Source organism: Streptomyces sp. STR69, from assembly GCF_024519455.1.
In the GTDB taxonomy this organism is placed as follows: Bacteria; Actinomycetota; Actinomycetes; order Streptomycetales; family Streptomycetaceae; genus Streptomyces.
Window position 1 is genome coordinate 254036 of record NZ_JALJRY010000009.1, and the last position, 22480, is coordinate 276515.

Consider the following 22480-nt stretch of genomic DNA (forward strand, 5'->3'; position numbering starts at 1 on the left):
CCCATCTCATACAGCGAGGTATGCGCATGCTTACGTCCCGACTGAGCCGCCGGGCCGTTCTTGCCGGGACCGCGGTTGCCGCCGCGCTCACCACCGTGCCGCTCCTCACGACGAGGGCGCACGCAGCGGAAGCCCCTGCCTACCGCTGGCGCAATGCCGTAATCGGCGGCACCGGTTTCGTCACCGGCGTCCTCTTCCACCCCTCCGTCCGCGGTCTCGCCTACGCCCGTACCGACATCGGCGGCGCCTACCGTTGGGACGCCCGGACCGACTGCTGGACCCCGCTCACCGATCAACTCGGCTGGGACGACTGGAACTTGCTCGGCGTGGAGGCCCTCGCCGTCGACCCGATCCACCCGGACCGGCTGTATCTCGCCGTCGGCACCTACGCCCAGTCCTGGGCGAGCAACGGAGCCATCCTGCGTTCCGAGGACCGTGGCGCCACCTGGACCCGCACCGATCTCACCGTGAAGCTCGGCGGCAACGAAGACGGACGTGGCACCGGAGAGCGGCTGCTCGTCGATCCGCGTGACAGTGACACCCTGTGGCTCGGGACCCGGCACGACGGGCTGCTCAAGTCGACCGACCGGGGCGCCACTTGGGCAGCCGTCAGCGGCTTCCCGGCGACCGCCAGTCAGAGTGGCCAGGGCGTCACCTTCCTCGTCGCCGTCGGCCGTGCCGTCTACGCCGGGTGGGGTGACGGCGACGGGACCGCCACCGCCGTCAACCTCTACCGCACCGCCGACGGCAGCAGTTGGACGGCCGTCCCCGGGCAGCCCACCGGAACCTCCGCCAAGGTCCCGATCCGGGCCGCGTACGACGCCCGCGCCCATGAGCTGTACGTGACGTACGCCGACGCCCCCGGCCCCAACGGGCAGTCCGCCGGCAGCGTGCACAGGCTCGCCACGTCCACCGGCCGGTGGACGGACGTCACCCCCGTCCAGCCCGGCGGCAGCGACACCTTCGGCTATGGCGGGGTCGCCGTAGACGCCCGTCGCGCGGGCACCGTCGTCGTCTCGACCAACAACCGCTGGGCGGCCGTCGACACCCTGTACCGGACCACCGACGGTGGCCTCACCTGGACGTCTCTCAAGGACTCCGCTGTCTTCGACGTGTCCGAGACTCCTTTCCTCAAGTGGGGTGCGGACCAGCCGAAGTTCGGCTGGTGGATCCAGGCCGTCGCTGTCGACCCGTACGACTCGAAGCACGTCGTCTACGGCACCGGCGCCACCCTCTACGGCACCCGTGACCTCACGCACTGGGCACCGCAAATTCGCGGACTGGAGGAGACGTCCGTGATCCAGCTGATCTCGCCCCCGGTCGGGGAGGCGCACCTGATCAGCGCCTCGCGGGACATCGGTGTGATGTACCACGAGCGGCTCACGGCGTCTCCGTCGCGCGGCATGGCGACGAACCCCGTGTTCGGGTCGGCGACGGGGGTCGCGCAGGCCGCGGGCAGGCCGGCGTATGTCGTCCGCACGGGCTGGGGCGACAACGGCAACGGTGCCTACTCGGGCGACGGCGGCCGGACCTGGGCGCCCTTCGCTGCCCAGCCCTCCCTCGCCCATGACGCACCGGGGCCGATCGCCACCAGCGCCGACGGCGGTACGCTGCTGTGGTCCTTCGTGCACTGGGACGGCACGAAGTACGCGGCTCACCGCTCGGCGGACAACGGCGCGACCTGGTCCGAGGTCTCCTCCTTCCCGAAGGGCGCCACGCCGGTCGCCGACCCGGCCGACCCGACGCTCTTCTACGCATACGACACCGACACAGGAACGCTATACGCCAGCACTGACAGTGGCCTTTCGTTCACTGCGCGTGCGGGCGGGCTGCCCGCCGGGGACAGTCAGTTCCAGTTGGTCGCGGCCCCCGGCAGGTCCGGTGACCTGTGGCTGAGCGTCAAGTGGAACGGGCTCTACCGGTCCGTCGACGGCGGTGCGAGCTTCAGCAAGGTCGCCAGCTGCTGGGCCTCCTACACCCTCGGCTTCGGCAGACCCGCCCCCGGCGCCGGCTACCCGGCGATCTATCAGGTCGGTTCGACCGAGGCCATCACCGCCGTCTACCGCTCCGACGACGAGGCCAAGACCTGGGTGCGGATCAACGACGACCGGCACCAGTGGGGTTGGACCGGGCAGTGCGTCACCGGTGACCCGCGCGTGTACGGCCGTGTCTACCTCGCCACCAACGGACGCGGCATCCAGTACGGGGAGCAGATCTGATGCCCGGGCTCGGTGACGCCACCCGTGGCCGCGTCCTCTTCGGCGGCGACTACAACCCCGAACAGTGGCCCGAGGAGACCTGGCACGAGGACGTCCGGCTGATGAAGGACGCCGGCGTCAACTCCGTCACCCTCGGCGTCTTCTCCTGGGCCAAGCTCGAACCCGACCCGGGGGCAAGGGAGTTCGGCTGGCTCGACCGGCTGATGGATCTGATGCACGACAGCGGCATCGGGGTCGTACTCGCCACCCCCACCTCCTCGCCGCCGCCGTGGCTGGGCCGGCTCCACCCGGAGACCCTGCCCCGGGACGCCGACGGTCGTATCGAGTGGTGGGGCGGACGCCAGCACTTCTCGCACTCCAGCGCCGTCTACCGACACCACGCCGCCGCCATCACCGAGGCCCTGGCCGCCCGTTACGCCGACCACCCCGCCCTCACGATGTGGCACATCAACAACGAGTACTGCACCTTCGACTACGGCGACGAGGCCGCCGTCGCCTTCCGTCGCTGGCTGCGCGCGCGGTACGGCACGCTCGACGGCCTCAACTCCGCCTGGGGCACGGCATTCTGGAGCCAGGGCTACGACACCTGGGACGGCGTCCTGCCCCCGCGCCACGCCCACTACCTCAACAACCCCACCCACGTGCTCGACTTCCGGCGCTTCACCTCCGACATGCTCCTGGAGTGCTACACCGCCGAGCGCGACATCGTCCGCCGGCACACCCCGCACATTCCGGTCACCACCAACTTCATGCCGCTGTGGGTCGGCCAGGACGCCTGGCGCTGGTCCGAGGAGGAGGACGTCGTCTCGGTCGACCTCTATCCTGATCCGCGCGATCCGCTCGGCGCCCAAAGCGCCGCCCTGGTGCAGGACTTGACCCGTTCGCAGGCGCGCGGGCCCTGGATGCTCATGGAGCAGGCGGCCGGACCGGTCAACTGGCGCGGGGTGAACCACCCGAAGCCGCGCGGCCTCAACCGCCTCTGGTCCCTCCAGGCCGTGGCCCGAGGTGCCGATGCCGTCTGCTACTTCCAGTGGCGCCAGTCCCGGCAGGGCGCCGAGAAGTTCCACTCCGGGATGCTCAGCCACGCGGGCGAGCGGGGCCGCACCTTCCAGGAAGTCAAGCAGCTCGGCGCCGAACTCGCAGGCCTAGGCGACGAGGTGACGGGTACTCACATCACCTCGGACATCGCGATCCTGCACGACTGGCACGCCTGGTGGGCCGGTGCCCAGGACGGCCGTCTCTCCACCGAGGTCGACCACCCCGAGGTCGTCCGTGCCTGGCACCGCGCCCTCTGGGAGTCCCACCTCACCACCGACTTCGCCCACCCCGAACACGACCTGTCCGCCTACGAGTTGGTCGTCGTCCCGCAGCTCTACCTCCTCACCGACGCCGCGATCGACAACCTCCTCGCGTACGTCCGCGGCGGCGGCACCCTCGTCTGCGGCTTCCTCACCGGCATCGCCGACGAGGACGACCGGGTGCGGCCCGGCGGCATGGACGCCCGCCTCCGCGAGCTGTTCGGCATCCGCACCCTGCACGAGTGGTGGCCGCTGGACCCGGGGGAGACCGTCGAGTGCGAGGGCTTCCGGGGGACGCTCTGGTCGGAGGAGATCGAGCCCGAGGACGGGGCCGCCGACGAGGCGATCCCCTACAAGGGCGGGGAGTTGGACGGTCTGCCGGCCGTGCTGCGCAAGGGCCGGGCCTGGTACGTCTCCACGCTCCCGGAGCCGTACGCGTTCCGCGCCCTGCTCGCCCGGGTCGCCGCCGAGGCGGGGGTCCGCCCGGTACTCGAAGGGCTCCCGGCGGGCGTCGAGGCCGTACGACGCGGCGAGCTGCTGTTCCTGCTCAACCACGGGCGCGAACCGGTGACCGTCGAAGTCCCGGGCGGACACGACGACTTGCTCACCGGCACGACCGTCGAGGGCGAACTCACCCTCGGCCGCTACGGCGTGGCGGTGCTACGGCCATGACCGGTCGGCCCACACCTGAGAGCCCCGTCCACGGCACCTGGGAACCCCTCCCCGCCGCCCGTTGGGAGGACGCCTACCTGAGCGGCAACGGCAAGCACGGCGCCCTCGTGTTCGGCGATCCTGACGACGACCGTGTCATCGTCACCCATCACACCCTCGTCCGCCCGAACGGCGCCGAGCACGCCCGGCCCCCGCGCCTCGCCGCCCAACTCCCCGCACTCCAGGACCGGTTGCTCGCCGGTGACCTCACCGCGGCCGAGGACTTCACGGACGGCCGCCCGCTCCAATGGGTCCAGCCCTTCCACCCGGCCTTCCAGACCCGACTGCGCGGACGACCTGCCGCCGACGCGGAGGGCGACTACCACCGGTCCGTCGACTTCACCAGCGGTGAGGTCATGGCCCATCGCGGCGACTGGCGCAGTCGCGTCTTCGTCTCCCGCGCCGACGACGTGATCGTCCAGCACGTCACGGCCGCCGACCTCACCCTCGACCTCGCCCAGGAGCATCAACTCCCGGGCGCACCGGCGGGGTTGGTTGTCGGCCACGGCACGTTTCTCACCCCCGACGGCGCCCTGCTCAACCTCCGTGTCCGCTACCCCGACAGCGACAGCGACCGCGCCTACACCGGAGTGACCCTGGCCGTGGTCACCGGCGGCACAACCCGACTCGCGCCGACCGGAGTTCGCATCGCCGGCGCCACCGAGGTCCTGCTCCTCACCCGCGTACGACGCCACACCGGCGAACTGGACGTCGCGGCGGAGACCCGCGCCCTACAGGCCCTGCTGCCCGACGAGCGGCTGCCTGACGAGCGGCGGCCCTACGACACCCTCCTCGACCGCCACCTCGCCCTCCATCGCACGGCCTACGCCCGCGTCACCCTCGACCTCCGGGCCGACGCCACCGAACGCGCCCTCCCCGGCTCCGAGTTGATCAAGCAACCTCGCAGCCCCGCCCTCCTGGAACGCCTCTTCGCCGCAGGCCGCTACCACCTCCTCTCCGCCAGCGGCCTGCTGCCGCCCCGCCTCACCGGCCTGTGGACCGGCGACTGGAACACGGCCTGGTCCGGCGCGTTCACCAACGACGCGAACCTCAACCTCCAGACCGCCTCCGCCGCGAGCGCCGCCCTCCCCGAAGTCACCGACGCCCTCGCCTCCCTGATCCATCGTCAGCTCGGCGACTGGCGGGAGAACGCCCGTGTCGTCTTCGGCGCCCGGGGCGTCGTCGCGCCCGCGCACACCGACGGCGAGTCCGGGCTGTCGTACCACTTCAGTCGCGAGTACCCGCTGCACCTGTGGACCGCGGGCGCCGACTGGCTGCTCAAGCCGCTCGTCGACCACGACGAGACCCGTGGCGAACGCGACCCGCGCACCGCCGCCGCACTCGCCGAAGTCGCCCTCTTCTACGAGGACTTCCTCACTCGCACCGCCCCCGACGGCCAACTGGTCCTCGTCCCCTCCTACTCGCCCGAGAACCGTCCTGCGAACGCCAGTTGGGGTGCGGTCAACGCGGCGATGGACCTCTCCGCCGCCCGGCACGCGTTGCGCACCGCCGCCGTCTACCACCCGGGCACCCCGGAGGCCGACCGCTGGAGTGCCCTCGCCGACCGGCTCCCGCCGCACCGTGTCAACGCGGACGGCGCCCTCGCCGAATGGGCGTGGCCGGGCCTGGACGACGCCTACGACCACCGCCACTTGAGTCACCTCTACGGCGTCTGGCCCCTCGACGAGATCAACCCCTACGACACCCCGGAGCTCGGGGAAGCCGCCCATCGTGCCCTCCAACTCCGGGGCGCCGAGAACGATTCGGCGCACGGCCACCTCCACCACGCGCTCGTCGCCGCCCGTCTGCGCGACGGCGAGCGGGTCGCGCACGCCCTCGGCCAGGTCCTCGACGGCGACTTCTTCCACGTCTCGCTGATGAGCGCGCACTACCCGAACCGCGATGTCTACAACGCGGACGCCGCACACACCCTGCCCGGGGTGCTGATCGAGACGCTGGTGCAGTCGACGCCGGACCGGCTGGTCCTGCTGCCCGCGCTGTCGGCGGCGTATCCGCAGGGCCGACTCACCGGCGTTCGCACGAGGTTCGGGGCGGAACTCGATCTGACCTGGACGCCGGACACGGCCGTGGCCGTCCTCCGTCCCTCCCGCACCCACCGCGTCGAACTGCGGACTTCCTCCGGCACTCAGCCGCTCGAACTCGTCGCCGGAGAAGACCGCGTCCTCACCCTGGGGGCGCGGTAGCCACACCCAACTCCCCCCACCCATGGAAGGGACACCATGGCAACACGCACCCGCAGCAGGCTTGTTATGGCCCTGCTGGCCCCCGCCCTGGCGCTCGGCGCCACCGTCGGCCTCGCCTCGGCCCCCGCTTCCGCCGCCGTCTGGAGCTCATGCGACCAGTGGGGCAGCACGACCCTGAACGGCTACACGCTCTACAACGACATCTGGGGCTCCGGCGCAGGCACCCAGTGCATCTGGGCCAACTCCGGTACCAACTGGGGCGTCACCGCCAACCACCCCAACACCGGCGGCATCAAGGCCTACCCCAACGCCAAGAAGGTGATCGGCAAGTCGATCACCTCGCTCGGTTCGCTCAAGAGCAGCTACAACGTCACGGTGCCGTCGTCCGGCGCGTACAACACGTCGTACGACATCTGGGACACCAACTACGCCTACGAGATCATGCTCTGGGTCAACAAGACCGGCGCGGTCGGCCCGCTCGGCACCTCGCAGGGCAGCCTGACGCTGGGCGGTTCCACCTGGACCGTCTACAAGGGCAACAACGGCAGCAACGACGTGTTCTCGTTCGTGCGCAGCTCCAACTCGTCGTCCGGCACGATCGACATCCTGCCGATCCTCAAGTGGATCAAGGACACCAAGGGCTGGTTCGGCAACGTGACCATCGGGGACCTGCAGTTCGGCTTCGAGATCACGTCCTCGTCCGGCGGGCTCGCCTTCACCACCAACAGCGAGAGCGTCACGAGTAGTTGACCCACCCCGGCACCGCTCAGCCGCCCGGTCCCCGCACACCGCGGGGGCCGGGCGGCTCCGCGACGACGAGCCCCGCGACCCAGCAGCCGAGAGCCGCGAGCACGAGGGCGCCGACCGCCGGGTTGACGTAGTCGGGAACGGTGTCGGACACGAAGCCGCCGCCGTCCTTGGTCTCGCAGACGAACCGCAGTGGGACGTAGTCCACCGAGTAGCTGATGACGTTCGAAGTCCGCTCGTCGTACTGCCCGTCGACCGTACGACAGGGCGGCAGCGGCGCCGAGCCGGTGCCGCCGTCCCCCACCTCCAGCAGCGCGCCCATGATGTGGAGCAGACCCCAGAGATACAGGGCGAACGCGGCCAGGCCCGCCCCGCCGGCGAGCTTGCGTAAGACCATCGGAGGAGTCCACCAGAACAAGATCGGCACGGCTGTGACGGAGCCCACAGTTCCGCGCAACGGAACCGTCACGGCCCGGAGGGGAGGCCCAACTCCCCTCCGCACACGGCTACTCCGTCACAGGCAGCGTCGCCCCGTCCCGCAGGAACAGCGGGATGCGGTCCAGCGGGGCGTCGACCGTCACGGCCGTGCCGCCCTCGTACGTCTCGCCCGTCCACGCGTCCGTCCACCAGGCGCCCGCCGGGAGATAGGCCGTACGGGCCGTCGCGCCCGCCGTCAGCACCGGGGCCACCAGCAGGTCGGGGCCGAAGAGATACGCGTCGTCCACCGACCAGGCCGCCGGGTCCTCGGGGAACTCCAGGAACAACGGCCGCATCACCGGCAGGCCCTCCTCGTGCGCGGCCCGCATCACGTCGAGGACGTAGGGCTTCAGGCGCTCGCGCAGCCGCAGGTACTTCTCCAGGATGGGGAGGGCCTGATCGCCGTACGACCAGACCTCGTTGGGGCCGCCCGTCATGTCGGGGCCGAGCGGCATGCCCGGGTCGCGGAAGCCGTGCAGGCGCATCAGCGGGGACAGCGCGCCGAACTGGAACCAGCGGACCATGACTTCCTGGTACGCCGGGTCGTCCGGGTCGCCGCCGTGGAAGCCGCCGATGTCCGTGTTCCACCAGGGGATGCCGGACAGCGCGGTGTTGAGGCCCGCGGCGATCTGGCGGCGCAGGGTCGGGAAGTCGGTGCCGATGTCACCCGACCACAGCGCGGCCCCGTAGCGCTGACTGCCCGCCCACGCCGAGCGGTTGAGGGTGATGATCTCCGACTCCCCCTCGGCCAGCAGTCCTTCGTGGAACGTGCGGGAGTTCTCGGCCGGGTAGAGGTTGCCGACCTCCAGGCCAGGGCCCGCCCAGTAGCGCAGGTTCTCCTGGAAGCCCGGCTTCAGCTCGGGCTCGCAGGCGTCCAGCCAGAAGGCCGTGATGCCGTACGGCACAAGGTAGTTGTCGCGGATCTTCGACCACAGGAAGTCACGGGCCTCGGGGTTCGTGGCGTCGTAGAACGCCACCTGGACCGTCGACGCGACCCCCTTGTCCGGCCAGTCGGCGTGGGCCATCGGCCCGTACTGGGTGCCGATGAGATGGCCGCGCTGCTCCAGCACCGAGTGGTTCTCGCTGAGCGGGGAGACGGACGGCCAGACGCTCACCACCAACTTGACGCCCAGCTCGTCGAGTTCGCGGACCATGGCCGCCGGGTCGGGCCATTCCGCGAGGTCGAACTTCCAGTCGCCCAGATGCGTCCAGTGGAAGAAGTCGCAGACGATCGCCGACAGGGGCAGCCCGCGGCGCTTGTACTCCCGTGCCACGGCGAGGAGTTCGGCCTGGGTGCGATAGCGCAGCTTGCACTGCCAGAAGCCCGCCGCCCACTTCGGCAGCATCGGCGTACGGCCCGTCACCGCGCTGTAGCGGCGCTGGCCGTCGGCCGGGTCGCCCGCGGTGATCCAGTAGTCGATCTGCCGGGCCGAATCGGCCACCCAGCGCGTGCCGTTGCCGGCCAGCTCCACCCGGCCGATCGCCGGGTTGTTCCACAGCAGCGTGTAGCCGCGGCTGGAGACGAGCACCGGGATGCCGACCTCGGCGTTGCGCTGGACCAGGTCGAGGACCAGCCCCTTCTGGTCCAACTGCCCGTGCTGGTGCTGCCCGAGGCCGTACAGCTTCTCGTCCTCGTACGTGGCGAAGCGCTGCTCAAGCCGGTGGTGGCCGTTGCCGACCGCCGTGTAGAGCCGTGAGCCGGGCCACCAGAAGTGGGCGCGGGCCTCCGCGAGGAGTTCGGCGGAGTCCTCGGTGCGCAGAAAGCGGATCAGGCCCTCGGCGTCGACGTGGACCGTCAACGCGCCCACGGTCAGGGTCCCTTGGCCCTCCTCGATCTTGACGCTCGCCTCGGTGGGCGGGGCCTCGTCCAGGAGCGCGCCGGGCAGCCCGTCGAGCAGTGGGCCGCCGAGCCGGGCCCTGACCCGGACCGCGTCCGGACCCCAGGGCTCGATCCGTACGGTCTCCTGACGCCCGCTCCACTCCAGCGCGCCGTCCCGCTCACGGAAGGTGCCGAGGGTGGGGGAGGACTGCGCGAGGCTGACCTTGGGCTGGATTTCGGCAGGCTGAGTCACGAGAGGGCTCCTGTGAGGAGTGCAGACAGAGGAGTTGCAGACATGGCGGTGCCCTGGCGGCGGCGCAGGGGTGGAACTCCGGGTACGGAACAGGCTCAGGACGCGGCGGGTGCCGGCCCCGTACTCGCCCGCACCGTCAACTCCGGTGCGATCAGCACGACTTCGTCACTGCCGCGGCCGTCCAGCTTGGCCACCAGGTGCTCCACGGCGTAACGGCCCATCTCCTGCGCGGGGATGGCGACGGACGTCAGCCGCACCGAGGCCTGGGTGGCGACCTGGTCGGGGCAGACCGCGACCACCGACACGTCCTCCGGCACGGCCCGGCCCTGCTGGCGCAGCAGCGCGAGGAGCGGCTCGACCGCCGACTCGTTCTGCACGACGAAGCCCGTGGTGCCGGGGCGCTCGTCGAAGATCCGGGCCAGTGTCACCGCCATCGCGTCGTACCCGCCCTCGCACGGCCGGTGCAGTACCCGGAGGTCCAACTCCCGTGCCCGGGACCGGAGTCCGTCGAGGGTGCGCTCGGCGAAACCGGTGTGCCGCTCGTAGACCGCGGGCGCCTCACCGATGACAGCGATGTCGTGGTGACCGAGCTTCGCGAGGTGCTCGACGCACAGCGCGCCGGTCGCCCCGAAGTCGAGGTCGACGCAGGTCAGTCCGGTGGTGTCGGCGGGGAGGCCGATGAGTACGGACGGCTGGTCGGTGCCGCGCAGCAACGGCAGCCGCTCGTCGGCGAGTTCGACGTCCATCAGGATCATCGCGTCGGCGAGCCCGCTGCCGGTGACCCGGCGTACCGCGTCGGGGCCCTCCTCGCCGGTGAGCAGCAGCACGTCGTAGCCGTGCAGGCGGGCGGTGGTCGCCACGGCGATGGCGATCTCCATCATCACCGGTACGTACATGTCCGTGCGCAGCGGCACCATCAGCGCGATGATGTTCGACCGGCTGCTGGCCAGGGCGCGGGCGCCCGCGTTCGGGTGGTAGCCCAGCTCGCGGATGCTCTGCTCGACCCGCTGCCGGGTGGCTCCGGAGATGGACCGCTTGCCGCTGAGGACATAGCTCACCGTGCTCGCCGAGACTCCGGCGTGCTGGGCGACCTCGGCGAGGGTGACCATCCAGCTCTCCAAGCTTTGTGAAGCGCTTCGACAGTGCGCGTTGCTGACAAGGGCGAGTGAGGGTGGTTCGACATTAGCTTCAGGCGGTGTGGGTGTCCATAGGTTGTCGAAGCGCTTCGACACTTTCTCGTCCGAGTCCGTCCAGCGTGATTCTCCGCGAGGGAAGGCAACCTCCGGGCGGGTCGGCGGCCACTGGGAGGTCGTAGACGAACCGTCCCCCGGAAGGACCCCCGATGCAACACCGCAGACCCCGTCTCTCGAAGAAGGCGAAGGTGCTGGCCGCCGCCTCGGTCGCGCTCACGGCGCTCGTCGGAGTGACCGTCGCCCAGGCGGGCGAGACGAACAAGAAGTGCGGGGCCTTCGACACCGTCACGCTCGGCAAGTACTACGTGAACAACAACCTCTGGGGCCAGGACAAGGCCACCGGCAGCCAGTGCGTCTGGGACAACTCCCGGTCGGGGTCCACCATTTCGTGGGGTACGTCCTTCAGCTGGGCCAACAACAGCAAGGGCACCGACGCGGACGTGAAGTCTTACGCCAGTACCGTCCTCGGCTGGCACTGGGGCTGGAAGGTCGACAAGGCGACCACCGGGCTGCCGATCCGGGTCGGCGACCGCAAGCCGGTGAAGACGACCTGGGACTTCTCGCTCAGCTCCAACCCGGGCACCCTCGATGTCGCCTACGACCTGTGGCTGCACGCCAAGAACACGGCGGACTGGGCCGACCAGCCCACCGACGAGATCATGATCTGGCTCAACCGGCAGGGCGGCGCGGGCCCGCTCGGCACCAAGTACGGCAGCGTCAGCCTCGGCGGCGCGATGTGGGACATCTACCAGGGCAACATCGGCTGGAACGTGTACTCCTTCGTCCGCACCGCCAACACCACCAGGGCGACCCTGAACATCGACGACTTCACGCAGGCCCTGGTCCGCCGCAAGCTGCTGAACAACGACAAGTACCTCTCCGGCATCGAGTCCGGCACCGAGGTCTTCAAGGGCTCGGGCCGCCTTGACACAAAGGCGTACTCCGTCGACATCGGCTGAACGGCCGCGCGAAGGGTGGCCGCTTCGCGGCGGATCGGGTACATACGAACGGGTAGCACCCATCGGTAACCACACGGCGCCGAGGGCCCGATTCGCGGCGAGGTGAGCCTCATGTCCGCTCCATCCAGCAAACCCACCGTCACCGAGCGAGAAGCCCGGCAGGTGGCGGAGGCCGCCCGGGAACAGGACTGGCGCAAGCCCAGCTTCGCCAAGGAACTGTTCCTCGGCCGCTTCCGGCTCGACCTCATCCACCCCCACCCGCTCCCGCCCGACGAGGACGTGCGGCGCGGCGAGGAGTTCCTCGCGAAGCTGCGCGTCTTCTGCGAGACCGAGATCGACGCCGCCCGCATCGAACGCGAGGCCCGCATCCCCGACGAGGTCATCGCCGGCCTCAAGCAGCTCGGCGCCCTCGGCATGAAGATCGACACCAAGTACGGCGGCCTCGGCCTCACCCAGGTGTACTACAACAAGGCGCTGGCGCTGGCGGGCTCGGCCTGCCCGGCGGTCGGTGTGCTGCTCTCGGCACATCAGTCGATCGGCGTACCGCAGCCGCTGAAGCTGTTCGGCACGGACGAGCAGAAGGCGGAGTTCCTGCCGCGCTGCGCCCGCACCGACATCAGCGCCTTCCTGCTCACCGAACCGGACGTCGGCTCCGACCCGGCACGCCTGGCGACCAGCGCGGTGCGGGACGGGGACGCGTACGTCCTCGACGGGGTGAAGCTGTGGACCACCAACGGCGTGGTCGCCGATCTGCTGGTCGTGATGGCCCGGGTGCCGAAGACCGAGGACAGCAGGGGCGGCATCACGGCGTTCGTCGTGGAGGCCGACTCGCCCGGCATCACCGTCGAGAACCGCAACGCCTTCATGGGCCTGCGCGGTATCGAGAACGGCGTCACCCGTTTCCACCAGGTCCGGGTCCCGGCCGCCAACCGCATCGGCCCCGAGGGCGCGGGCCTGAAGATCGCCCTCACCACCCTCAACACCGGCCGCCTCTCCCTCCCCGCGTCCTGCGTCGCGGCCGGCAAGTGGTGCTTGAAGATCGCCCGCGAATGGTCGGCGGCCCGTGAGCAGTGGGGCAGGCCCATCGCCGAGCACGAGGCCGTGGGCAAGAAGATCTCCTTCATCGCGGCCACGACCTTCGCCCTGGAGGCCGTACTCGACCTGTCCTCGCAGATGGCCGACGAGGACCGCAACGACATCCGTATCGAGGGCGCGCTCGCCAAGCTCTTCGCGTCCGAGATGGGCTGGCTGATGGCCGACGAGCTGGTCCAGATCCGCGGCGGCCGGGGCTTCGAGACGGCCGAATCCCTCGCGGCCCGCGGCGAGAAGGCGGTCCCCGCCGAACAGGTCCTGCGCGACCTCCGGATCAACCGCATCTTCGAGGGCTCGACGGAGATCATGCACCTCCTCATCGCCCGCGAGGCCGTAGACGCCCACCTCAAGGTCGCCGGCGACCTCATCGACCCCGACAAGTCCCTCCAGGACAAGGCGAAAGCGGGCGCGAACGCGGGTGTCTTCTACGCCAAGTGGCTCCCGAAACTGGTCGCGGGCAGCGGCCAACTCCCGGGCACGTACGGCGAGTTCCGCCACGGCATCGACCTCTCCAAGCACCTTCGCTACGTCGAGCGCAGTGCCCGCAAACTGGCCCGCTCCACCTTCTACGCCATGTCCCGCTGGCAGGGCCGGATGGAGACCAAGCAGGGCTTCCTGGGCCGGATCGTGGACATCGGCGCCGAGCTGTTCGCGATGAGCGCGGTCTGCGTACGGGCCGAACTCCTGCGCACCCAGGGCGAACACGGCCGCGAGGCCTACCAACTCGCCGACGCCTTCTGCCAGCAGTCCCGCATCCGCGTCGAGGAACTCTTCGGCCGACTCTGGACCAACACCGACGACCTCGACCGCAAGGTGGTCAAGGGAGTCATGGGCGGCGCGTACACGTGGCTGGAGGAGGGCATCGTCGACCCGTCGGGCGAAGGACCCTGGATCGCCGACACGACCCCGGGCCCGTCCAAGGCGGACAACGTGCATCGCCCGGTCAACTGACCCCGGATCAGCAGTACTTGTCGCTCGGATCCCGTGTCGTCCAGGAGCAGGTGTCGACCTTGCTGCCGGTCGATCTGGTCAGCGTCGCCGTGTCCTTGGTGTTGTTCCAGACGTACCAGCCGCGGTTCTGGTAGGTGTTCGACGCGGTGTCCCTGCCGGTGCCGGTGTGCACCTTGATGTACTTGCCGGCGCCGATCTTGATGTTCTTGAAGACGTAGCGGTGGTTCGAGACGTCCTTGAGGACCCATCCCTTGAGGGAGATCGCCGACCGGCTGGTGTTCTTGATCTGCACCCACTCGGCGTTGAGGCTCGTGTTGGAGCCGTGGTCCGAGCCCGGGCTGTCGAACCAGACGTGGTAGATCGTGACCCCGCCGGCGGCCTCGGCCGGGGTGCTCAGCAGTGTGCCGGTGAGTATCGCGGCGCCCGCGAGCGCGGGCAGAGCAGCGCGTATCCGCATGGAGAATCCCCCCAGGATGTCGTCCACTGGCCGGTCGTCCACCGGCGCAGGACTGAAGTGTTATCACAAGACCTTCACGCCGTATTCACAAAGGGGGATTTCCCTTCAATCACCGACGAGAGCTGATAAGCCACCCACCCGAGGGAACCGCTGTCCACCTGGCCACCCGTTGCGGCAACAATGGAGGGATGAGCGACAGTCCAGCACCCCTCGCCGACCCACATCTCGTCTACGACCCCGTCGTGGGCGACGGTCCCAAGGCCCTGGTGATCCTCGGCTCCACCGGATCCATCGGCACCCAGGCCATCGACCTGGTGCTGCGCAACCCGGACCGCTTCCGGGTCACCGCACTCTCCGCCAACGGCGGCCGGGTCGGACTCCTCGCCGAGCAGGCGTACCAACTGAGGGTGCGGACGGTCGCGGTCGCCCGCGAGGACGTCGTACCGGCACTGCGTGAAGCGCTCACCGCGCAGTACGGCACCGGGGAGCCGCTGCCCGAGATCCTGGCGGGCCCGGACGCGGCCACGCAGCTCGCGGGCTCCCCGGACTGCCACACCGTGCTGAACGGCATCACCGGGTCCATCGGCCTCGCGCCCACCCTCGCCGCCCTGGAGGCGGGCCGCGTCCTCGCGCTCGCCAACAAGGAGTCGCTCATCGTCGGCGGCCCGCTGGTGAAGGCGCTCGCCAAGCCCGGACAGATCATCCCGGTGGACTCCGAACACGCGGCCCTCTTCCAGGCGCTCGCGTCCGGCACCCGCGCCGACGTCCGCAAGCTCGTCGTCACCGCGTCCGGCGGCCCCTTCCGGGGTCGTACGAAGGCGGACCTGGCGCGAGTGACCGTAGAAGAGGCCCTCGCGCACCCCACCTGGGCGATGGGCCCGGTGATCACGATCAACTCGGCGACCCTGGTGAACAAGGGGCTCGAAGTGATCGAGGCACACCTGCTGTACGACATTCCCTTCGATCGCATTGAGGTGGTCGTGCACCCGCAGTCGTATGTCCACTCGATGGTGGAATTCACGGACGGATCGACGATCGCCCAGGCGACGCCCCCCGACATGCGGGGGCCGATCGCCATCGGGCTCGGCTGGCCCGAGCGGGTCCCGGACGCGGCGCCCGCGTTCGACTGGAGCAAGGCGTCGACGTGGGAGTTCTTCCCGCTCGACACCGAGGCGTTCCCCTCCGTCGGCCTCGCCCGGCATGTGGGACAGCTCGCGGGCACGGCTCCGGCGGTGTTCAATGCGGCGAACGAGGAGTGCGTGGAGGCGTTCCGCGCGGGCGCGCTGCCGTTCAACGGAATCATGGAGACGGTGACACGGGTGGTCGAGGAACACGGGACACCGGCCACGGGAACCTCGCTCACCGTGCCGGACGTCCTCGAAGCGGAGACCTGGGCGCGCGCCCGGGCCCGCGAACTGACAGCGCAGACGACCACGGCGAACGCGGAGGCGCGTGCATGACAGCCCTGATGATGATCCTCGGCATAGTCGTCTTCGCGGTCGGCCTGCTGGTGTCGATCGCCTGGCACGAGCTGGGGCATCTCTCGACGGCGAAGCTCTTCGGCATCCGGGTGCCCCAATACATGGTCGGCTTCGGCCCGACCATCTGGTCCCGGAAGAAGGGCGACACCGAGTACGGGTTCAAGGCCATCCCGTTCGGCGGCTACATCCGCATGATCGGCATGTTCCCGCCCGGCGACGACGGCCGGATCACCGCCCGCTCCACCTCGCCCTGGCGCAGCATGATCGAGGACGCCCGCTCGGCGGCCTTCGAGGAACTCCAGCCCGGCGACGAGACCCGCCTCTTCTACACCCGCAAACCCTGGAAACGGGTCATCGTGATGTTCGCGGGCCCCTTCATGAACCTCATCCTGGCGGTGGCGCTCTTCCTCACCGTCCTGATGGGCTTCGGGATCTCGCAGCAGACCAACACGGTCAGCTCGGTCTCCCAGTGCGTGATCGCGCAGAGCCAGAACCGCGACACCTGCAGGTCGACCGACCCGGCCTCCCCGGCCGCCGCGGCAGGCCTCAAGGCGGGCGACAAGATCCTCAGCTTCAACGGCGTGAAGACGACGGACTGGAACAAGCTCTCCGACCTGATCCGCGCGGCCCCCGGCAAGACGGTCCCGATCGTCGTCGAGCGCAAGGGCCAGGAAGTCACCCTGCACGCGAAGATCGCCAGCAACCAGGTCGCCAAGAAGGACTCCAGCGGCCAGATCGTCCAGGGCAAGTACGTCACCGCCGGCTTCCTCGGCTTCAGCGCGGCCACCGGCATCGTCCGCCAGGACCTCGGCGACTCGGTCACCTGGATGACCGACCGCATGGGCGAGGCCGTCGACTCCATCGCGGCCCTCCCCGGCAAGATCCCGGCCCTGTGGAACGCGGCCTTCGACGGCGCCCCCCGCCAGGCCGACTCCCCGATGGGCGTGGTCGGCGCGGCCCGCGTCGGCGGCGAGATCTTCACCCTCGACATTCCGCCCACCCAGCAGCTGGCCATGGCCCTGATGCTGGTCGCCGGCTTCAACCTCTCCCTGTTCCTCTTCAACATGCTCCCGCTGCTCCCGCTCGACGGCGGGCATGTCGCGGGCGCGCTGTGGGAGGCGCTGCGCCGCAACCTGGCGAAGGTGCTCAAGCGCCCGGACCCGGGCCCGTTCGACGTGGCGAAGCTGATGCCGGTCGCATATGTCGTGGCAGGGATCTTCGTCTGCTTCACGTTGCTCGTCCTCGTGGCGGACGTGGTTAACCCGGTGAAAATCTCCTAGCCACCCCTGGTTCGTGGCGGCCTCGCATCCTTGGTGCGGGGCCGCCCTCCATTGAGTGGGTTTACGGGCGATGGGGGTCCCCCCGCCGAGTGGATTCGAGGTGGGGGAGTGCTCGGGCCCGCACGCTTGACGTAATCTCGAAGCCTGGAGCCCGCTGTTCCGGGACCGGGGCCTTGATCCACGACTTGGGGTTGCACAGCAGATGACTGCGATTTCTCTCGGCATTCCGTCCGTTCCGACCAGGCTCGCCGAGCGCCGCAAGAGCCGGCAGATCCAGGTCGGGTCCGTGGCGGTCGGCGGCGACGCGCCGGTGTCCGTGCAGTCCATGACGACCACCCGCACGTCGGACATCGGCGCCACGCTCCAGCAGATCGCCGAGCTGACCGCGTCCGGCTGCCAGATCGTCCGCGTGGCCTGCCCCACGCAGGACGACGCCGACGCCCTCGCGACCATCGCCCGCAAGTCGCAGATCCCGGTGATCGCGGACATCCACTTCCAGCCGAAGTACGTCTTCGCCGCGATCGAGGCCGGCTGCGCGGCGGTCCGCGTGAACCCGGGCAACATCAAGCAGTTCGACGACAAGGTCAAGGAGATCGCGCGGGCCGCGAAGGACCACGGCACCCCGATCCGCATCGGCGTGAACGCGGGCTCGCTGGACAGCCGACTGCTGAAGAAGTACGGCAAGGCGACCCCCGAGGCGCTGGCCGAGTCCGCCCTCTGGGAAGCGTCCCTCTTCGAGGAGCACGGCTTCCAGGACATCAAGATCTCGGTGAAGCACAACGACCCGGTCGTGATGGTCGAGGCCTACCGCCAGCTCGCCGCCCAGTGCGACTACCCCCTCCACCTCGGCGTCACCGAGGCGGGCCCCGCCTTCCAGGGCACGATCAAGTCGGCCGTGGCTTTCGGCGCCCTCCTCTCGCAGGGCATCGGCGACACGATCCGGGTGTCGTTGTCCGCCCCGCCGGTCGAGGAGGTCAAGGTCGGCAACCAGATCCTGGAGTCGCTGAACCTCAAGCCCCGCCGCCTGGAGATCGTCTCCTGCCCCTCCTGCGGACGCGCCCAGGTCGACGTCTACAAGCTGGCCGAGGAGGTCACGGCGGGCCTGGAGGGCATGGAGGTCCCGCTGCGCGTGGCCGTCATGGGCTGCGTGGTGAACGGTCCGGGCGAGGCCCGCGAGGCCGACCTCGGCGTCGCCTCCGGCAACGGCAAGGGCCAGATCTTCGTGAAGGGCGAGGTCATCAAGACCGTCCCCGAGTCGAAGATCGTCGAGACCCTGATCGAGGAGGCGATGAAGATCGCCGAGCAGATGGAGGCGGACGGGGTGGCTTCGGGCGAGCCGACGGTCGCGGTGGCGGGCTGAGTCGGTTCGCTTCGCAGCGCGCCCTGGCACTGACAGCCCGTCCGGCGTTTGAGGACGAGGCCGTCCAGGCCGACAGCGGGGGTCTGGGGGCGGCAGCCCCCAGAGACGCCCAGCTGTCCCGCCTCCGCGGAAAAGCAAGCGGCACGGGGCGGCACCGCTCAGCTTCCGCAGGTACAGTGCGGAGATCAGCAGACCCTCAGGGTGAGGTCCCGTACGTGTTGACCCAGACCACCTCTCGGGTGCTCGAACCGAGCGACCTGGACGCCGCGCTCGCCGTACTGGACCGCGAGCCGGTCACGAACGCCTTCGTGACCTCGCGCGTGCAGGTCGCGGGCCTGGACCCGTGGCGCCTCGGCGGCGAGATGTGGGGCTGGTACGAGGACGGCATGCTGACGTCCCTCTGCTACGCGGGCGCCAACCTCGTCCCGATCTGCGCCACCCCTCGGGCGATCCGCGCGTTCGCGGACCGCGCCCGCCGGGCGGGCCGCCGCTGCTCCTCCATCGTCGGCCCCGCCGAGGCCACCGCCCAACTCTGGCGCCTCCTCGAACCGAGCTGGGGCCCGGCCCGAGAGGTCCGCGCCCACCAGCCCCTGATGGTCGCCGACCGCATGCCCACCGACATCGCTCCCGATCCCTACGTCCGTCGCATCCGCAAGGACGAGATGGAGACGATCATGCCGGCGTGCGTGGCGATGTTCACCGAGGAGGTCGGCGTCTCCCCGCTGGCAGGCGACGGCGGTCTCCTGTACCAGGCCCGAGTGGCCGAACTCGTGGGCTCCGGCCGCTCGTTCGCCCGCCTCGACGAGTACGGCAAGGTCGTCTTCAAGGCCGAGATCGGCGCCGCGACGACCCAGGCCTGCCAGATCCAGGGCGTGTGGGTGGCCCCCGAGTACCGGGGCAGAGGAGTGGCGGCCCCGGCGATGGCATCGGTACTGCGCTACGCCCTCGCAGACGTGGCCCCGGTCGTCAGCCTCTACGTCAACGACTTCAACACGCCAGCGAGAAGGGCGTACTTGAGGGTGGGCTTCCAGGAGATCGGCGCCTTCATGAGCGTCCTCTTCTGAGGTGCTCAGGGGCGAACACTCCAGGGGCGCGGGGAACTGCGCGCCCAGCCACATACGGCCCGCACTCACAAGACAACCGCCACCCCCCTGTACTCTCCCCACATGCGATTTCCCGGTCACGGCCACCGCCACCCCGACGACGTCGTGATCGGCCCCTTGGACCTCTCGGCCCGCGTCGACGAAGCCCTCGCCGTACAGGCCATCGCATTCGGCCTGGGCGCAGACGAGGTGGCCGTACGCAGGCAAATCGTCCTGCGCCACATGACCTACCCAGGTGCAAGAGCTCTCGGCGCCACCTCAGCGGAGCGTCTCGTCGGGTTCGTCTACGGCATGCCCAACAACCGCACCCACTGGTGGTCCACGGTCGTAGAGCCGTACCTCCGCGCCGACGGTCACGACATCTGGCTCGACAACTCCTTCGTGATCACCGAGCTGCACGTCCACCCGCACTTCCAGAACCGTGGCCTCGGTCGTTCCCTGATCACCACCATCACGGACGCCGCCGCCGAACCCCGCTCGATCCTCTCCGCGATCGACACCGACAGCCCGGCCCGCGGCCTCTACCGCTCCCTCGGCTACGAGGACCTGGCCCGCCAGGTCCTGTTCCCCAGCGCCCCGAAGCCGTACGCAGTGATGGGCGCCCCGCTGCCCCTCCGCCGTCGCTAACCGATTTCCACCGGCACAGCGAGCCCGGCTAACCTCCTAGCCATCACCCTTTCCCGGCAGGAGTACAGGAACCATGGCGAACGCACCGGTCCAGCGCATGTCCCAGTTGATGGCGAAGACGCTGCGCGACGACCCGGCGGACGCCGAGGTCCTCAGTCACAAGCTGCTCGTGCGGGCCGGCTACGTCCGCCGTACCGCCGCCGGCATCTGGTCCTGGCTGCCGCTGGGCAAGAAGGTCCTCTCGAACGTGGAGCGGATCGTGCGTGAGGAGATGGACGCGATCGGCGCCCAGGAGGTGCTGCTTCCCGCGATCCTGCCCCGCGAGCCCTACGAGGCGACCGGCCGCTGGGACGAGTACGGCCCCGAGCTGTTCCGCCTCAAGGACCGCAAGGGCGGCGACTACCTCCTCGGCCCCACCCACGAGGAGATCTTCACGCTGATCGTGAAGGACCAGGCGTCCTCCTACAAGGACCTGCCGGTCATCCTCTACCAAATCCAGCACAAGTACCGCGACGAGGCCCGCCCCCGCGCCGGCATCCTGCGCGGCCGTGAGTTCCTGATGAAGGACTCGTACTCCTTCGACACCGAGGACGAGGGCCTGGCCCACTCGTACGCCCTGCACCGCCAGGCGTACCAGAAGGTGTTCGCGCGACTGGGCCTCGACTACCGCATCTGCGCCGCCACCGCGGGCGCGATGGGCGGCTCCAAGTCGGAGGAGTTCCTCGCCCCGGCCGAGGCCGGCGAGGACACCTTCGCGGACTGCCCGAACTGCGACTTCGCCGCCAACACCGAAGCGATCTCATACGAGTTGAAGCCCGTGGACGCCGTCGGCGTGCCCGCGCTCGAAGAGATCCCCACCCCCGACACCCCCACCATCGAGACCCTCGCCGCCCACCTCGGTGTCGAGGCCTCCGCCACGCTGAAGAACCTCCTCGTGAAGGTCGACGGCGAGATCGTGGCCGTAGGAGTGCCCGGTGACCGCGAGGTCGACCTGGACAAGGTCGAGGCCCATTTCGCCCCCGCCACCGTGGAGTTGGTGACGGCGGAGGACTTCACCGGCCGTCCCGACCTGGTGCGCGGCTATGTCGGTCCGCAGGGCCTGGGCGAGAAGGTCACCTACATCGCCGACCCGCGCGTGGCCCCCGGCACCTCGTGGATCACGGGCGCCAACAAGGAGGGCACGCACGCGAAGAACGTCGTCGCGGGCCGTGACTTCGAGGTCGGCGAGTACGTCGACGTCGTGGTGGTGCAGGAGGGCGACCCCTGCCCCAAGTGCGGCACCGGCCTCAAGCTGGACCGCGCCATCGAGATCGGCCACATCTTCCAGCTCGGCCGCAAGTACGCCGACGCCCTCAAGCTCGACGTCCTCGGCCAGCACGGCAAGCCGGTCCGCGTGACCATGGGCTCCTACGGCATCGGCGTCTCCCGCGCGGTCGCCGCCCTCGCCGAGCAGACCGCTGACGACAAGGGCCTGTGCTGGCCCGCCGAGGTCGCCCCGGCCGATGTGCACGTGGTCGCCGCGGGCAAGGCCCTGCAGACCGAACTCGCCCTGGACGTCTCGGAGAAGCTGCGCGCGGCCGGCCTGCGCGTCCTGGTCGACGACCGGCCCGGGGTCTCCCCGGGCGTGAAGTTCACCGACTCCGAGCTGATCGGCGTACCGAAGATCCTGGTCGCGGGCCGCCGCTCCGCCGAAGGCGTCCTGGAGCTCAAGGACCGCAGGACCGGCGAGCGCGAGGAACTGACCGTCGACGAGGCGATCGCCCGCCTGACCATGCAGCCCGCTCTGTAAGAGATCTCTCAGGGAGTTCTGCGCAGGCGTATGGGCGTCTCACAGACTTCTCTCAGGCTGGTCCCCGACCGTAGTACGTGACAGAGCGTCACTGCGGAGGGGAACGGTCATGACAGTCAAGGAGCGTGGGGCCGCTACGGCGGTCCGCAGAGGCAAGCGGCGCATCGCGGCGGCCACGGCAGCGGTCACGCTGGCGGCGGCTGCCGGGGTGTTCGCCCTGGTCGGCACGATGCAGTCCGACACGGAAGCGGACACGGCGGCGAGCAGCACCGGCACGAGCACGTCGTCGCCGCCCTCGCCGTCGGCCACTTCTTCCACCTCGTCCACGTCGGACAGCTCGACCTCTTCATCCTCCTCGTCTTCGTCTTCGTCTTCTTCGTCCTCGTCGGACCTGCAGTCGTCCTCGTCCGGCGTGACGTCGTCCTCCGGCGGCTCCACCGACTCCACGTCGGGAGCGTCG

At 69.8% G+C, this 22480-nt stretch carries 17 protein-coding genes; 12 read left to right on the forward strand and 5 right to left on the reverse strand.

What is annotated here, in order from left to right; genetic code table 11:
- Positions 1–26 precede the first annotated feature (26 nt).
- Genes OC490_RS19265 through OC490_RS19280 form a run of 4 tightly spaced genes read left to right on the forward strand, consistent with a single transcriptional unit; the run spans position 27 to position 7182 of the window.
- Entirely contained in the window at positions 27–2219 is a 2193-nt protein-coding gene (locus OC490_RS19265; protein WP_262059182.1) for a sialidase family protein, read from the forward strand.
- On the forward strand, positions 2219–4189 hold the full coding sequence (locus OC490_RS19270; protein WP_262059183.1) for a beta-galactosidase: 1971 nt from the start codon (positions 2219–2221) through the stop codon (positions 4187–4189). Before OC490_RS19265 ends, OC490_RS19270 begins: the two co-directional genes overlap by 1 nt.
- Entirely contained in the window at positions 4186–6432 is a 2247-nt protein-coding gene (locus OC490_RS19275) for a glycoside hydrolase family 95 protein (RefSeq protein WP_262059184.1), read from the forward strand. Before OC490_RS19270 ends, OC490_RS19275 begins: the two co-directional genes overlap by 4 nt.
- A gap of 36 nt (positions 6433–6468) precedes the next feature.
- Positions 6469–7182 carry a glycoside hydrolase family 12 protein gene (locus OC490_RS19280; protein WP_019074788.1) on the forward strand — a complete coding sequence of 238 codons (714 nt, stop codon included), beginning with the start codon at positions 6469–6471 and terminating at the stop codon, positions 7180–7182.
- A gap of 16 nt (positions 7183–7198) precedes the next feature.
- Here the strand turns inward: OC490_RS19280 and OC490_RS19285 are convergent, their stop codons facing one another.
- From OC490_RS19285 to OC490_RS19295, 3 genes are all read right to left on the reverse strand, one after another.
- A complete protein-coding gene (locus tag OC490_RS19285) occupies positions 7199–7576 on the reverse strand; it encodes a hypothetical protein (protein WP_262059185.1) in 378 nt (125 codons plus the stop codon).
- Positions 7577–7685: 109 nt separating this feature from the next.
- Positions 7686–9728 (reverse strand): TIM-barrel domain-containing protein, encoded by a 2043-nt coding sequence (locus tag OC490_RS19290; protein ID WP_262059186.1) that lies wholly within the window; start codon positions 9726–9728, stop codon positions 7686–7688.
- A 95-nt stretch (positions 9729–9823) separates the two neighbouring features.
- Complete coding sequence (locus OC490_RS19295) at positions 9824–10837, reverse strand: LacI family DNA-binding transcriptional regulator (RefSeq protein ID WP_262059187.1); 1014 nt, start codon at positions 10835–10837, stop codon at positions 9824–9826.
- A 233-nt stretch (positions 10838–11070) separates the two neighbouring features.
- Here OC490_RS19295 and OC490_RS19300 point away from each other — a divergent pair, with 233 nt between their 5' ends.
- Both OC490_RS19300 and OC490_RS19305 read left to right on the forward strand, forming a co-directional pair.
- Positions 11071–11880 carry a GH12 family glycosyl hydrolase domain-containing protein gene (locus OC490_RS19300; RefSeq protein ID WP_262059188.1) on the forward strand — a complete coding sequence of 270 codons (810 nt, stop codon included), beginning with the start codon at positions 11071–11073 and terminating at the stop codon, positions 11878–11880.
- A 111-nt stretch (positions 11881–11991) separates the two neighbouring features.
- Positions 11992–13923: an acyl-CoA dehydrogenase family protein gene (locus OC490_RS19305; protein WP_262059189.1), complete on the forward strand. Its 1932-nt coding sequence runs from the start codon at positions 11992–11994 to the stop codon at positions 13921–13923.
- A gap of 7 nt (positions 13924–13930) precedes the next feature.
- On the opposite strand, the gene OC490_RS19310 is transcribed toward OC490_RS19305, so the two are convergent.
- Positions 13931–14380 carry a lamin tail domain-containing protein gene (locus OC490_RS19310; RefSeq protein WP_262059190.1) on the reverse strand — a complete coding sequence of 150 codons (450 nt, stop codon included), beginning with the start codon at positions 14378–14380 and terminating at the stop codon, positions 13931–13933.
- 188 nt (positions 14381–14568) lie between these two features.
- Between OC490_RS19310 and dxr the strand changes: the two genes are divergently transcribed.
- The 6 genes from dxr (at position 14569) to OC490_RS19340 (ending at position 22020) form a co-directional block, all read left to right on the forward strand.
- Positions 14569–15840, forward strand: coding sequence for a 1-deoxy-D-xylulose-5-phosphate reductoisomerase (gene dxr, locus OC490_RS19315; RefSeq protein ID WP_262059191.1), 1272 nt, complete (start codon positions 14569–14571; stop codon positions 15838–15840).
- Positions 15841–15848: 8 nt separating this feature from the next.
- A complete protein-coding gene (locus tag OC490_RS19320; RefSeq protein WP_262059253.1) occupies positions 15849–17141 on the forward strand; it encodes a M50 family metallopeptidase in 1293 nt (430 codons plus the stop codon).
- A 202-nt stretch (positions 17142–17343) separates the two neighbouring features.
- On the forward strand, positions 17344–18501 hold the full coding sequence (ispG, locus tag OC490_RS19325; RefSeq protein ID WP_200678245.1) for a flavodoxin-dependent (E)-4-hydroxy-3-methylbut-2-enyl-diphosphate synthase: 1158 nt from the start codon (positions 17344–17346) through the stop codon (positions 18499–18501).
- 215 nt (positions 18502–18716) lie between these two features.
- Entirely contained in the window at positions 18717–19565 is an 849-nt protein-coding gene (locus tag OC490_RS19330) for a GNAT family N-acetyltransferase (protein WP_262059192.1), read from the forward strand.
- 102 nt (positions 19566–19667) lie between these two features.
- Positions 19668–20231 carry a GNAT family N-acetyltransferase gene (locus tag OC490_RS19335; protein ID WP_262059193.1) on the forward strand — a complete coding sequence of 188 codons (564 nt, stop codon included), beginning with the start codon at positions 19668–19670 and terminating at the stop codon, positions 20229–20231.
- A 73-nt stretch (positions 20232–20304) separates the two neighbouring features.
- Complete coding sequence (locus OC490_RS19340; RefSeq protein WP_262059194.1) at positions 20305–22020, forward strand: proline--tRNA ligase; 1716 nt, start codon at positions 20305–20307, stop codon at positions 22018–22020.
- Between the two features lie 39 nt (positions 22021–22059).
- Here OC490_RS19340 and OC490_RS19345 read toward each other — a convergent pair whose 3' ends face one another.
- Positions 22060–22467 (reverse strand): hypothetical protein, encoded by a 408-nt coding sequence (locus OC490_RS19345; protein ID WP_262059195.1) that lies wholly within the window; start codon positions 22465–22467, stop codon positions 22060–22062.
- Between the last annotated feature and the right edge of the window lie 13 nt (positions 22468–22480).